General features: G+C 38.3%; 11 protein-coding genes. 6 read left to right on the forward strand and 5 right to left on the reverse strand.

Going from position 1 to position 13,860, the window contains the following annotated elements; translation table 11 throughout:
* The first annotated feature begins 517 nt into the window (after positions 1–517).
* On the forward strand, positions 518–1,219 hold the full coding sequence (locus INT04_RS17300) for a pirin family protein (protein ID WP_193017329.1): 702 nt from the start codon (positions 518–520) through the stop codon (positions 1,217–1,219).
* 177 nt (positions 1,220–1,396) lie between these two features.
* Here INT04_RS17300 and pckA read toward each other — a convergent pair whose 3' ends face one another.
* The 4 genes from pckA to umoB form a co-directional block, all read right to left on the reverse strand.
* On the reverse strand, positions 1,397–3,016 hold the full coding sequence (gene pckA, locus INT04_RS17305) for a phosphoenolpyruvate carboxykinase (ATP) (RefSeq protein ID WP_193017330.1): 1,620 nt from the start codon (positions 3,014–3,016) through the stop codon (positions 1,397–1,399).
* A 204-nt stretch (positions 3,017–3,220) separates the two neighbouring features.
* The gene (gene hslO / locus INT04_RS17310; RefSeq protein ID WP_193017331.1) at positions 3,221–4,105 is read right to left on the reverse strand and encodes an Hsp33 family molecular chaperone HslO; all 885 of its coding nucleotides are present in this window, start codon (positions 4,103–4,105) and stop codon (positions 3,221–3,223) included.
* 26 nt (positions 4,106–4,131) lie between these two features.
* A complete protein-coding gene (gene hslR, locus INT04_RS17315) occupies positions 4,132–4,545 on the reverse strand; it encodes a ribosome-associated heat shock protein Hsp15 (protein ID WP_193017332.1) in 414 nt (137 codons plus the stop codon).
* 71 nt (positions 4,546–4,616) lie between these two features.
* Complete coding sequence (gene umoB / locus INT04_RS17320) at positions 4,617–6,701, reverse strand: flagellar biogenesis regulator UmoB (RefSeq protein WP_193017333.1); 2,085 nt, start codon at positions 6,699–6,701, stop codon at positions 4,617–4,619.
* A gap of 354 nt (positions 6,702–7,055) precedes the next feature.
* Between umoB and nudE the strand changes: the two genes are divergently transcribed.
* Positions 7,056–7,604, forward strand: a complete 549-nt coding sequence (nudE, locus tag INT04_RS17325; protein ID WP_193017334.1) for an ADP compounds hydrolase NudE — start codon at positions 7,056–7,058, stop codon at positions 7,602–7,604.
* 41 nt (positions 7,605–7,645) lie between these two features.
* Here the strand turns inward: nudE and mrcA are convergent, their stop codons facing one another.
* Positions 7,646–10,180, reverse strand: coding sequence for a peptidoglycan glycosyltransferase/peptidoglycan DD-transpeptidase MrcA (gene mrcA, locus INT04_RS17330; protein WP_193017335.1), 2,535 nt, complete (start codon positions 10,178–10,180; stop codon positions 7,646–7,648).
* Positions 10,181–10,295: 115 nt separating this feature from the next.
* Between mrcA and INT04_RS17335 the strand changes: the two genes are divergently transcribed.
* Genes INT04_RS17335 through pilQ form a run of 4 tightly spaced genes read left to right on the forward strand, consistent with a single transcriptional unit; the run spans position 10,296 to position 13,304 of the window.
* Entirely contained in the window at positions 10,296–11,120 is an 825-nt protein-coding gene (locus INT04_RS17335; RefSeq protein ID WP_193017336.1) for a hypothetical protein, read from the forward strand.
* Positions 11,108–11,674 carry a fimbrial assembly protein gene (locus INT04_RS17340; RefSeq protein WP_193017337.1) on the forward strand — a complete coding sequence of 189 codons (567 nt, stop codon included), beginning with the start codon at positions 11,108–11,110 and terminating at the stop codon, positions 11,672–11,674. The genes INT04_RS17335 and INT04_RS17340 overlap by 13 nt, the downstream gene beginning before the upstream one ends.
* A gap of 2 nt (positions 11,675–11,676) precedes the next feature.
* Complete coding sequence (locus INT04_RS17345) at positions 11,677–12,207, forward strand: hypothetical protein (RefSeq protein WP_193017338.1); 531 nt, start codon at positions 11,677–11,679, stop codon at positions 12,205–12,207.
* Positions 12,204–13,304, forward strand: a complete 1,101-nt coding sequence (gene pilQ, locus INT04_RS17350; RefSeq protein WP_193017339.1) for a type IV pilus secretin PilQ — start codon at positions 12,204–12,206, stop codon at positions 13,302–13,304. The genes INT04_RS17345 and pilQ overlap by 4 nt, the downstream gene beginning before the upstream one ends.
* The last annotated feature ends 556 nt before the right edge of the window (positions 13,305–13,860 follow it).

Genomic DNA, 13,860 nt, shown 5'->3' on the forward strand with positions numbered 1-13,860 from the left:
TATCATCAATCCGTGATAGCTGGATTTTGTTTTATCACTGAATAGCGACTTAAAATGACTCATATCCCTTCTTTTACTCTGGTTTTATAACGTATTTCTTGTTCTTTTTTCTACGAATAACCTTATAAAAAATATTGTTAACTATTTGGTTATATTACTATTTTAAAAAATTATTAAAATAAAACAACTCGTTAATCAGTAAGTTAAAAGCTTTTCATTGCTTTTTTCGATATTGCTTAAAAAAAAGGCTTTACAAATGATACTGAGAACCATTATCATCAATAACACTTTCAGACACACCTCCTTCAGGGTGATATGAAAGAACGACATTGCTCACATTGCTTCCAGTGTTTTACTTTAGCCAGCCGGGTGCTGGCTTTTTCTTTTCTGTCATTTATTCGATCTTTGCGCATCCTCTTGTTCAAATTATTTGGATCCTCCGATTAAATTCCTCTGCTTTTTTACTTTATGCAATTGCGTAAACTGTGTTTAACAACTTCAGAGAAGGAAACACATTATGATTTATCTACGCAAAGCAAATGAAAGAGGACACGCTAATCATGGTTGGCTAGATAGTTGGCATACCTTCTCTTTCGCAAATTATTACGATCGTGATTTTATGGGATTTTCTGCATTACGTGTCATTAATGAAGATCGCGTGAAATCAGGTGAGGGTTTTGGTACTCATCCTCATAAAGACATGGAAATTTTAACTTATGTGCTTGAGGGGAATATCGAGCATAAAGACAGTATGGGTAATAAAGAAAATGTTCCTGCTGGTGAATTTCAGATTATGAGTGCAGGTACAGGCATTACCCACTCAGAATATAATCCGAATAGCGATAAAGGACTTCATTTTTACCAAATTTGGATTATGCCAAATACCATTGGTATCACACCACGTTACGATCAACGTCGTTTTGATACGACAGTGAGTAAACAGCTTATTTTGTCGCCAGATGCCCGTGATGGCTCTTTAAAAGTATTCCAAGACATGACGTTGTGGCGTTGGAACCTGAAAAAAGGCGAAGAAGCACAATACCAAATAGAAGCAGGGCGCCATGTTTGGCTACAAGTTGTAAAAGGCAAAATAGCGATTAATGACATTATTGCGACCACCAGTGATGGTGTAGCCATTGCGAATGAAGATATGATCCGTTTTGTTGGTGATGAGGACAGTGAAGTTTTATTGTTTGATTTACCACCAGTAACAGCATAGTTGGGTTATCACCCTCAAAAGTCACTTTTTCTCTAATAAACTCTTTCACTTTGTTTTCTTTCTATTCCCTGAAATATTCTCGTATTTCAGGGATTTTTTTTTCTCAAAGATCTCAAATAAAAAACACCAAAATCACATCCTATGAGTTTGGTGTTTCTTTATTGTCACTAATAATAATTAACGTTTAGGGCCAACTTTAGTCAATGCTTGACCTGCTGGAGTATCCGTATACTTATCGAAGTTTTTCACAAAGCGATCAGCAAGATCATCTGCTTTTACATCCCATTGTGTTTTATCTGTATAAGTATCACGAGGATCTAAAATGTCACTGTTAACACCCGGTAGCGCTGTTGGGATCTCCAAATCAAACACAGGCAGTGTTTTCATTGGTGCTTTATCAATATCACCATTCAATATGGCATCAATAATGGCTCGGGTATCTTTAATTGAGATACGTTTACCTGTTCCATTCCAACCTGTATTCACTAAATAGGCTTTAGCACCTGACGCTTGCATGCGTTTTACCAGCACTTCAGCATATTGAGTTGGATGCAATGATAAGAATGCCGCACCAAAACAGGCGGAGAATGTTGGTGTTGGCTCAGTGACACCTCGCTCCGTTCCCGCAAGTTTAGCCGTAAAACCTGATAAGAAGTGGTATTGCGTTTGCTCTGGCGTTAAACGTGAAACAGGAGGTAACACACCAAAAGCATCAGCAGTTAAGAAAATGACTTTCTTAGCATGACCCGCTTTAGAAACAGGCTTTACGATATTGTCGATATGATAAATCGGATAAGAGACACGTGTATTCTCTGTTTTGGTGCCATCATCAAAATCAACAGAACCATCCGATAACACAACTACGTTTTCTAACAGTGCATCACGTTTAATTGCACCATAGATATCAGGCTCCGCTTCTTTTGATAAGTGGATTGTTTTCGCATAACAACCCCCTTCAAAGTTAAAGACACCGTCATCATCCCAACCGTGTTCATCATCACCAATCAGTTTACGCTTAGGATCGGTTGAAAGCGTTGTTTTACCTGTGCCTGATAAACCAAAGAAAATAGCCACGTCACCACTTTCGCCAACGTTTGCGGAGCAGTGCATAGACGCCATACCTTTAAGAGGAAGGAAGTAGTTCATCATAGAGAACATCCCTTTCTTCATCTCGCCACCGTACCAAGTTCCTCCAATCAACTGAATGCGTTCAGTTAAATTGAACGCCACGAAGTTTTCAGAATTGAGTCCTTGTGCCTTCCAATTTGGATTTGTACATTTCGCGCCATTCATCACAATGAAGTCTGGTGTAAAGTTTTCCAGCTCTTCTTGTTCAGGGCGAACAAACATATTTTTAACAAAATGGGCTTGCCAAGCAACTTCTGTGATAAAACGGACTTTTAAACGAGTGTCCGCATTTGCACCACAAAATGCATCAACAACAAACAAACGTTTGCCTGACAATTGATTCGTTACTAATGATTTTAAATCAGACCACACTTCTTGTGAGAGTGGCTTGTTATCATTTTTACCTTTACCCTGATCTGCCCACCACACGGTGTCACGAGTAACATCATCACGAACAATGTATTTATCTTTTGGAGAACGTCCAGTAAATATACCTGTATCAACGGCAATAGCGCCTAACGAAGTTAATGTGCCTCGCTCATAACCTGTTAATCCCGGTTTGGTTTCTTCATTAAATAACAGCTCATAGCTTGGGTTATAAATGATTTCACTTGTGTCCTTAATACCGTACTGCTGGAGTTCCTTAGGGGTAAGACCTTTAACGCTCATAGTGTCGCTCCTGATAAATAGACCTTTCTACGAGCAATATTAGGGTGTTACGAGTAATTAACAGCGATTGTTATCAATATTTTGAAAATTTATATTTTTTTTATGTTAATAACGAGAGCTAATGCACAAAACTACAGAAAAATTGTTGAATAAAAAAGGACGCAAAATAGCGTCCTTTTGATAAAGTCACCTTGCTAAATCGAATCAGTGCAATTCTGATTCATTCAACTTATTGATATTATTAACATCATCCTCTGTGAAGATATAATGAGTTCCACAATACTCACATTCCATATCGATATTGCCCTGTTCTTGCAACAGGTGGTTCACATCTTCTTTAGACAATGTTACTAATGTATTTTCACAGCGTTCACGCGAACAAGTACAATGAAATTCAACAGCTTGAGGTTCATAAAGAGTAACATCTTCTTCGTGATATAAACGATGTAAGATCTCTTTAGTATCCAGCGTAAATAGCTCTTCAGCTTTGATTGTATGAGTTAACTGTGTGAGTAATTCAAAATGTTCCGCCGTATGTTCTGCCGTAAATTCTTCTGATGCAGGCAATACTTGTAATAACATCCCTGCGGCCGCAGGATTACCGTCTTGCATACCACTACGAATAAATACACGTGTGGGTAGCTGCTCTGATTGCTTAAAGTAGTTATCAATACAAGCTTCTATACTTTCACCATCAAGCGCGACAATCCCTTGGTAACGTTCACCTTTTTCTGGTGTGACAGTGATGACCATAAAACCGTTCCCGATCATCTCTTTTAATGAGCTTCCTGCTTTAACATCATCACCCACACGCGCAACACCGCGCATTTGTTGATTATTATTACCATTGATGACGGCGAGTCGCACTGGGCCATCACCTTGGATTTGAACGGTAATATCGCCTTCAAATTTAAGCGTAGCTGTTAACAAACTCGTTGCCACCAGTAAATCACCCAGAAGGTGTTGAACTGGCTCAGGATAATGGTGATTTTCAAGCATTGATTGATAGGTTTCAGTCACATTGACTAATTCACCACGTACCGCGTTTTTTTCGAATAAAAAACGTGATAAAGCGTCTTTTTTAGACATAACTTTCTCTCATTTCAGGGAATCGGTTAATCCGATTCTTGTAAATTTGTCTGTTTGAAGCGAAGTAAGGTCCGTCTTTCCTTTTTATCCGGCCGACGTTCAGGATGAGGCATCGTTAACGCATTCATTTTTCTTGCTAACGCAATTTTTTCTCTTTTAGCAATACTCTCTGGTGTTTCACAATAAAGAGCCTGTGCTTGCGTAGCACCTTGTCTCTGTGCACTCACCATTAAAATGATTACCGTTCGTTCATCATTACCTTGTCGTAAGCGTATTTCAGCACCGGCTTCAACCATTTTGCTTGGTTTGCCTCTCACACCATTGTAATGGATTTTGCCACCTTCAATCATTGTGCGAGCAATAGCGCGTGTTTTATAAAAACGCGCAGCCCAAAGCCATTTATCTAAGCGGACACCACTTTCTTGTGATTGTTGACTCATCCCTTTCTCCTTAACTTCAACTTCTTTCTGAAGGCGATAGTGTAAACACATAGCCTTCCACAACAAGGGACTTACTGAGGAGGGCGATAAAAACAGTGCTCATAATAGAGACTGATTTTATTCATGCGTTGGTTGTTTTGTCGCCGACGATGAATGATAAGAATTAGGTTCAATATTAAGAACCCAATAGCGATAAACAATAATAGCGTATTACCGATGTAATATAACATTGTCATTGAGTCTGGCAGGCTATGTAAAAATATCTGTAACGTACCATTTGCATCAACAACTATGCCTGTAATTACCCCTCCTGTATCAAAAGGAGTGTGCAATAAAATATCGGATAACCGCTGTAATTCTCGCCACTGTTCTAACGGGGTAGGCTCAAATACAGAATTTGAACTTGAAGCGTAATCAACAAGTTGTTTTCTTTCATCACTAATTAATAGCACACCACCAGGTGGCGGGCTATTTAACAGTATTGCGGCTTTATCTATCTCGCGGTAGATAAAAGAAGATGTGGTGGTGTCGATAAGCTTTTCCAAGGCCTCAGCACTCACTGCACGTAATAAAACATTAGTACCTGTTAGTTTGCCGCTTTCTGCACGTTGAACTAAGGCAGCCCAATCATTAACATTACTTAAATTCACTAGCGCCATTTTAAGCCGAATACACTCATTCTCTCTTGGGCATAAATCCTGTGTTTTCAATATAATGCCATCAAAATTATCTAATAAATTCATACCTGACTTGGTAATTGCTTGTCCCAAGCTTGGATTAACTCGGTTATTAGATACTGGATGAAGTTGCTCTTCAACCATATGCAATAAAGCGGCTGCTTTTTCTATCGTGCTCGATTCAGGCATTGGCATTGGGTTGCTATTATTCCAATAAATTCCTGAACAATCAAAAGGAGCAAAAATTGTTTTATTATTCTTACTGGATAGATTCGGTGGCATGTAACACATACCGACGCCTTTAGCTTGAATAATATCCCCAACATGTAAATTGGTTGTTTCCAATTCAGTAAAATTGGTGACTAAATGAGGTTCGGTGTCTTTAAGCCATGAAAAACTGAGCTTCATTGAAAGGGAAAGTGGTTGATAAAGATACAACATGCCAATAATAAAAAGGCTCCAAAAAACGAAGATAATATTTTTAATATACCGTTTATAAGGATAATTTTTTTCTTCATCATGCAATGAAAGGTAATTTCCTTGCTTTACAACATGATGACTAGGATACATTTCTAAATAGGTCACCTTATCAATATCACTTTGAATATAAGGTTCCCAGTGGGGTGGATAAACAAGATCAATCCCTCCCAATGAAATATTTTTTACTTGCCCATGATCGAAGTTACCAAAAAGCCCCCAACGTTTTAAACGCCCTTTAAAACAGTGAATTTCTTGTTTATGCGGTTTAATAATGGGCTTATGGATAAGAAAAACACCAATAACAAGAAATGTCACGCCTGTGGCTAAAATCCAAGGAAGGAAGACTTGAGGCATCATTAACGCCGTTAGCCATAATGTCAGCCCTAGGCAAACAAATGAGCCATCCCAAAAACCTGATGAGTTATGTAATCGGTGTTCTTCGTTAGTTTCTTCTCGGATTTGCAATAAATGAGCTGCATCACCTTCGTTCTTTTGAATCGTTGATGAACCGTTCGCCAAGATGGGTTCAGAAAGCTGTTTTAAACTTAAAGCGGAAAAATGACCATTAACACCCACAACGATGGGGATAGAAGGTGTACAAATAACATCGAGGACATTTTCTTGCTGAAGATAAGGGACAAGCAGTGGAGGGATATGAATTTCGACAGCATCAATATAATAGCGCCAATGATTTAATCCTTCAGAAGAACCCGCAAAGCGATTCACGATATTTCTTAATGTCGTAACGACTTCGCCTTTAATTGGCATTTCAGGGAAATTTTGTAATGAATATCCTGAAGAAAAATCAGAGGTACCAAAATAAGATAAATAATCACTAATAAGCCCATAATCATCAGTAGTGAGCTTACGATAAGTGGGTTTGGCGAGAGATGGCAGATGATGTGAGTCATCAAGCCGCCTTCTTTTAAAGAATAGAAAGGCGGCCATTATAAATAGGCTTATCATCAAGATAGCCAATATAATGACTGATAATCTCATTTTTTCCCCATACGTATACTGATGCTGCGTAGTAACAATAACAAATTTAAAACCCTGCCTAACATAAGGCAATTCCTATTCTTTTGTTCTATTTTTTATTTAAATACAATAGATTATATTTTTGTTGTCGCGTTATAATTTATTTCTCTTATCAATTTTATATCCGCTAACAATGCTATCTTCAGGTAAAATAGCGAATCAATAAATAATAATATTCTCAAAAAATCAATAAATAACTAGGTTTAGTAGCGGAGTGTACTCAATTTTCCCTTAAAAGCTAAATCTAATTGTTAGATTTATTTTGTCATTAATGTGTTAAATTCAGGTTAATCTCTATTCTTATCAGGGACTGTTATGAAAGAACTTAAAAAACCCAATATACTCAACATTGATAACATCGCCCGTTCTCGATTATTTCAGATCCAATCTGTTAATCTGGAGTTCAGTAACGGAGAAAAGCGTATTTATGAGCGAATGAAACCCGCTAACCGCGAAGCCGTTATGATTGTTCCCATTATTGATGACAGCATTATCCTTATTCGTGAATATGCTGTGGGAATTGAAAACTACGACTTTGGTTTTCCTAAAGGCGCAATCGATCCTGGTGAAAATGCCCTACAAGCCGCTAATCGCGAACTTAAAGAAGAAATCGGCTACGGTGCACACTCTTTAATAGAAATAGCCAAGCTTTCAATGGCACCCTCTTACTTTTCCAGTAAAATGAATATTGTCATTGCACATGATCTGTATCCTGAACACCTTGAAGGTGATGAACCCGAGCCACTGATTCAAATACGTTGGCCTATCGCAAAAATGATGGATTTACTGGATCACCCTGATTTCACTGAAGCGCGTAGTGTCAGTGCGCTATTCTTAGCACAGCGTTATTTACAAAATAAATAGACAATAAAAAACCGGACTTTAACATCCGGTTTTTTGATTAGTTAGAATAACTCGTTAGATTCGCCATTATCCTCAAAAATCTGTGTTCCTACTTCACTTTTTGCACTTTCTGTTGGTTGTGTACCTTCAATAAAATATTCTTTCATTGAAGAACCATCTCCCGCCAGTTTCCCTGTTCTTCTATCAATTTGAACAGCCACAACCCCTTTTGGTACAGGCATCATATTGACAGGCACACCTTCTAGAGCCACTTTCATAAAGTCATTCCAAATAGGCTGTGCTGTTTTAGCGCCGGCTTCCCCACCACTGGCGGCAGTTCTACCTAAGTTACGGCTACTATCATCAAAACCAATCCAAGACGTTGCCACGATATTGGCACCATACCCAGAGAACCAAGCATCTTTAGAACTGTTTGTTGTACCCGTTTTACCGCCAATATCTTGACGCTTAAGGTCACGCAAAGCACGCCAACCCGTACCAGACCATCCTGGTTCACCAACAAGATTTGTTCTTAATGCGTCATGCATTAAATATGCAAGCGGTGTGCTGATAACATGCGGTGCATAAGGACTTTCTTTTACCGTTTCAGCTAACGGTGCTTGTTCTAATTCAATTTCAGGCGCAGCATCAACAGATTGTGATTTATTAGACTGAGCAACGTTTTCCATATAGTCATCAGACAACGCTATAGAACGCATCGTATCACCATAAATAACGGGGATATCGGTACACTCTGGACACGCTATCTTAGGCTCTGCGGTAAACAAGATTTCACCATCTGCATCTTCAATACGCTGGATGTAGTAAGGTTCAATCAAATATCCCCCGTTTGCCATAACAGCAAATCCACGAACCATTTGCATTGGTGTAAATGATGGAGAACCTAATGCTAAGGATTCTGTTCTATCTATATTTTGATTAGGAAAACCAAAACGTAATAGATAATCAGCCGCATAATCCACTCCCATTGCACGCATTGCACGAACCATCACCACGTTTTTAGATTGACCTAAACCTTGGCGTAAACGAATAGGTCCCGCATAGGTTGGTGGTGAGTTTTTAGGACGCCAGTCCGTACCCGCGCCGGCATCCCAACGGCTGATAGGTAAATCGTTAAGCAATGTCGATAAAGTGAGGCCTTTATCTAATGCAGCCGCATATAAGAAAGGTTTAATATTTGAGCCAACTTGGCGTAATGATTGAGAAACTCGGTTAAATTTACTGATTTCAAAATCAAAACCACCCACTAGCGCAATGATCCCCCCATTTAGGGGATTTAATGCTACAAATGCCGCATTAACACCCGGAAGCTGTGCTAATACCCAATGATTATCATTGTTTTGACGAACCCAGATTTGTTCACCCACTTTAACAACAGCATCCACTTTTGTCGGTGTTGCACCTTGAGCCGTATCTGAAATAAACTTACGCGCCCAACGCACTGCTTTTAAATCAAGGGTGATATTATCGCCATTTTTTAAAACAACCTTCGCTTCTTTCGCATCAGCAGATAACACGACCGCCGGAATTAAAGGCCCATAAATTTGAAGTTCTTTTAATTTCTTACTAATAGCTTCATTATCCCACGCCGTTTGCCCTTCATGCCAAAGCACTTCTTGAGCTCCGCGATAGCCGTGGCGCATATCATAATCAATCACGTTGTCGCGTAAGGCTTTTTCTGCGGCTAATTGGTCTTTACGAACCACAGTGGTGTAAATTTTATAGCCGTCAGTATAGGCATTTTCACCATAGCGCTCATACATCTCCATTCTCACCATTTCTGTCAGATAGGGCGCAGAAAAATCAATTTGAGGCGCATGATATTTCGCAACAATAGGCTCAGCTCTTGCACTTTCATATTGTGCACGGGTGATATAATTCTCTTCATACATACGCAGTAAAACAACATTACGACGCTTTAAAGCACGATCATAAGAATAGAGTGGATTAAGTGTTGACGGCGCTTTAGGTAAACCCGCAATTACAGCCATTTCATTTAAGCTAAGATCATGCACACTTTTACCAAAGTAAACATAAGCCGCTGCACCCACACCGTAAGCACGGTTACCCAGATAAATTTTATTCAGATACAGCGCTAAAATTTCATCTTTTGTGAGCTCTTTTTCAATGCGAATAGCCAAAAAGGCCTCTTTTATTTTTCGCATTAATTTCTTTTCTGGTGTTAAAAAGAAATTTCGGGCTAATTGCTGCGTAATGGTACTCGCACCTTGTGAGGCTTGCCCCGACGTTAATGCCACAACAACCGCACGAGAGATCCCAATAGGGTCAATACCATGATGCTCACGGAAACGCGTATCTTCTGTTGCGATAAAAGCATTAATAAGCTGAGGAGGCATTTCCTCTAACGTCAGCGGTAAACGGCGTTTTTCGCCATATTGAGCGATTAATTCTCCGTCTGCACTAAAAACCTGCATAGGGGTTTGTAAACGAACATCTTTTAATGTCGCGACATCGGGTAACTGAGGCTCAACATACTTATACATACCGTATATCGAGGCTGCTCCCAAAATTATGCAAGCAAAAACGAAGATGAAAAAATATTTTAAGAACTTCACCTTAAATTTCCCATGTAGTGTGGATTGGGCGGTTTATAAACAAACAGTGCGTAGTATAAAGGTAACGCCTCTTTGAAAATAGGCAATTACTCATCAATAGATATGGATATCATTTATGGAAACACACAATTACCAGATTGGTATTGAAATTAACACTCATCATATCAATGCTGTTTTGGTATTTCAGCAGAATAAACAATGGAAGATCAGCGCATTTTGGCAATTCCCTTTACCTCTCAATGACGATTTAGATGATACAAAATTAAGAAATATCTTAATGAACTGGCGCAAGGATCTCCCTTTTATTAAACATATTACCCTCTCATTACCTGATATTTATGAAAACTATCACATAGTCCCGCTACCTCACGCTATTTCCCTGACATCAGCCGCGTGTCATCGGCTAGCACAATTACGAGCCACATCTTACACACAAAAGACAAAAATCCCTGTTCATTTTGATTATCGGCAAAATAACGGAAAACTCGCCATCCATTTGTGCCATAAGACAATGCTAGATAAGTATATTGCCTTGTTTTCTAAAATAAACTTAACACTTTCTGCCATTGATATTTCCGCTTGTGCATTACGTTATTTAGCGACTTACCTCAATATTTCTCCTCAAAACAGCCTTATTTACTGTAAAAATAACTCGCTACTTTGGGTGTCACCCGATGATGAAATGCCTCATTACGGCTCGTTGTCTTATGATAATCAACAAGAACAACAAGCGGGTATTAACCAGCTTACTGAAAAACAGCAATGGTCATTAAAGCAATGCTGTTTTGCTGGCGAGGATATGGCGCATTTTAGCTCTCACATGCCTCTTTGGCCTGATTTTTCCCATCCTCTATTTCACAAGGTATCAAAGGGAAAAACATTATCCCTTATCGCACTGGGCCTAGCATTACGTCCTAACGAGGTATTATGTATCAAATAAATTACCTCCCTTGGCGACAAACACGACTAAGAAAAAAAATATTAATATGGCTTTATCAAACCTTATTTTTAGTCACTTTAACGTTCATTATTTTAGGCTATTACACTTATTGCTTAGGACAAAAACAATATGCCATGACAGAACAACAGCACCAAACACAACAGCAAGAAAATAGGTTAGTAAAGCAACTCGAGGTTTATCAACAGCAGAAACAACAAACTCATCTACGCTATCAGCACTATTCACTTTATTATCAAAATTGGTTGCGCTATTTACATTACATTCGTATTTTTCAAACGATTGAAGCTTATCTGCCTTCCTCTGTTTGGGTAAATCATTACTCGACAATTAATAATCATCTCTCTCTGAATTTAATTTTACCCAATAAACAGCCGCTCTCTTTTATAGCCGATTTTAAAAATCATCCTTTTCTCTCTTTTTTGACGTTAGATTATTTACAACAAAGTAAAACGCATCCGTCTTACACAGAAGTTCATTTAAACGGAGATTTAGAAAAACGCGACCTGTGGAATATCGAAGATAAAGAGGAATGACAATGAAGATACAGACACAATGGTTGCAGTTTATCGCGTTTCTAACAACATGGCAGATAACGTTACTGAGCTTAACTCTACCTTTTATTATTTTCTTTCTTTATTACTTCTTCATTGTGACGGATCACCAGCAAGAAATAACCCAACAACAAACAGAGATAACACAAAGGCTAACACGTATGAATCACTACCAGTCTTTATTAGACGCCATGCCTTCTCTTGATTCCCTGATGACGCTACAAACTGAATATGATATTCCATTAGATAATCAATCCCCTCAAGAGCGATTACAGTCGTTACTTATTGCTTATCACTTTATACCTGAAACATGGGAAAATACGGCTGACTCATTATATAAACTCACGTTTATTTTATCTTACTCTCGTTTCTTAACTTTATTAGAACAGCTTAATCAAGCTGGTTTTTTTCTTGTTTCACTGAGTGTGATCCCAACCAATATTGCTCTGCTTTCAATAAAAATAAGCCTGACACGGCTTAATGATCTTGTTTCCGAGCAAGGTGACATATCATGAAAATAGGGATTTTTATTCTTCTGTTATGCATGACAACGCTAGCTTTTGCACACTTAAGAGATCCTTTCTTTCCTGAACTTATGGATAACGAAAAAATACTACCAACTTTTGCTGATGAATTAGGAGCAAAAACAGAACAACATGAGGAAGCACTACACCACCGACTTTATTTATTAAATTATGCTGATGCTGAAACATTAGCAAAACAACTTAGTACTTATGCCATTCCATTATTAAGTAAACAGGGGCGCGTCATTGCAGATAGTGAATCAAATAGCCTTTCAATTGTTGATCATGATAAAACACTTTCTGAAATTGCAGATTGGATAAAAATAAAAGATACACCACAACAGCAAGTCCATATCACCGCACATATTGTGAGTAGCAGTCAAGACGCGTTAAATGAATTAGGGACTCAATGGGGTTTACAAGCATTAAAAACAACAGAAGCAATACCCGCCGTATCGAATGCAATACCATCAGTAACTCCGCTTAATTCAGTCTTATCAACGCCTTCACTTTCTGCATTATCACTTCACCAAAACACCAAAAATCCCCTTCATTATATTGCCTTTAATATTGCCAGAATTAATGGTCGATTATTAGAGCTTGAGTTAAGTGCATTAGAGCAAGAAAAACAGCTATCCATTATTGCCAGTCCAAGGTTAACAGCCGCTCATGAGAAAACAGCCTCAATAAAACAAGGTACTGAAATCCCCTATGTCAGTCGAGATAATGAAACCACTCGAGTCCAATTTAAAGAAGCGGTACTCGGTATGGAAGTGACACCCATGATTCAAAGGAATAAAAAGATCAGGTTAATCTTGAAAATTAGCCAAAACACACCTGGTATAGCCCTTGTTCAAGGAGGGAGTGAACATCTTTCGATTGATAAACAAGAAATCAGCACCGAAGTCACCATTAATGATGGTGAAACCATTATGTTAGGAGGAATATTTCAACAAAAGCAGCAAGAACATACAGCAAAGATCCCTTTCTTATCTTCTATTCCATTATTAGGGATGCTTTTTAGTCACAAAAGAGATCAGCATAGCCGCCATGAATTGGTTATTTTTATTACACCCAAATTAATCTAATTTTTTATGTGATAATTATTTTTATAATAAAATACAACTAATTAGATGTTTTTTACTGGGATTAAACTGAGAATTATTCATCGTTTTTTCTTATAATCAGTATTTATAGATTTGACGGTGAGGACGATTTAGCTTACAAGGGTTAGCTAATTTGAGTGAGCCTGAAACATCACAATGATAATACGGATACATTTTATGCACTTCCTCTATTCTTGGAGGTAGGGCTTTTTATATGTAATATTGTTCGATTGATGACGAAAAAGACAATATTATCAGATGCGGTTTTCCGACTAAATTGTGTTAGAATCTCCGCGTTGCCAACAAAGATGATGACTTTTTTTCGTTATTTTTGTTATGTACTGTAGGCAAAGGGATTTTTATCCTATGTTGTCGCTGGCGACAGCATGTGGCTATTTTATAGCGATCTACTGAAAGAACTCAGTCTTATCATGAGAGTAGATAACAAATGTTATCAGGTGTGAATTAGATAAACACTCATAAATTTCAGTTTAGGTCCCGTCGCTGAATGAATTTGGCGGGGCGGGTTATCATTAAC

Origin of the sequence: Proteus sp. FME41, from assembly GCF_014897315.1 — a bacterium.
In the GTDB taxonomy this organism is placed as follows: domain Bacteria; phylum Pseudomonadota; class Gammaproteobacteria; order Enterobacterales; family Enterobacteriaceae; genus Proteus.

Coding starts and splice junctions, on each gene's coding strand:
- hslO (WP_193017331.1), bottom strand. CDS start 4,105: ATGTCTAAAAAAGACGCTTTATCACGTTTTTTATTCGAAAAAAACGCG.
- nudE (WP_193017334.1), top strand. CDS start 7,056: ATGAAAGAACTTAAAAAACCCAATATACTCAACATTGATAACATCGCC.
- umoB (WP_193017333.1), bottom strand. CDS start 6,701: ATGAGATTATCAGTCATTATATTGGCTATCTTGATGATAAGCCTATTT.
- INT04_RS17335 (WP_193017336.1), top strand. CDS start 10,296: ATGGAAACACACAATTACCAGATTGGTATTGAAATTAACACTCATCAT.
- INT04_RS17345 (WP_193017338.1), top strand. CDS start 11,677: ATGAAGATACAGACACAATGGTTGCAGTTTATCGCGTTTCTAACAACA.
- INT04_RS17340 (WP_193017337.1), top strand. CDS start 11,108: ATGTATCAAATAAATTACCTCCCTTGGCGACAAACACGACTAAGAAAA.
- pilQ (WP_193017339.1), top strand. CDS start 12,204: ATGAAAATAGGGATTTTTATTCTTCTGTTATGCATGACAACGCTAGCT.
- hslR (WP_193017332.1), bottom strand. CDS start 4,545: ATGAGTCAACAATCACAAGAAAGTGGTGTCCGCTTAGATAAATGGCTT.
- INT04_RS17300 (WP_193017329.1), top strand. CDS start 518: ATGATTTATCTACGCAAAGCAAATGAAAGAGGACACGCTAATCATGGT.
- pckA (WP_193017330.1), bottom strand. CDS start 3,016: ATGAGCGTTAAAGGTCTTACCCCTAAGGAACTCCAGCAGTACGGTATT.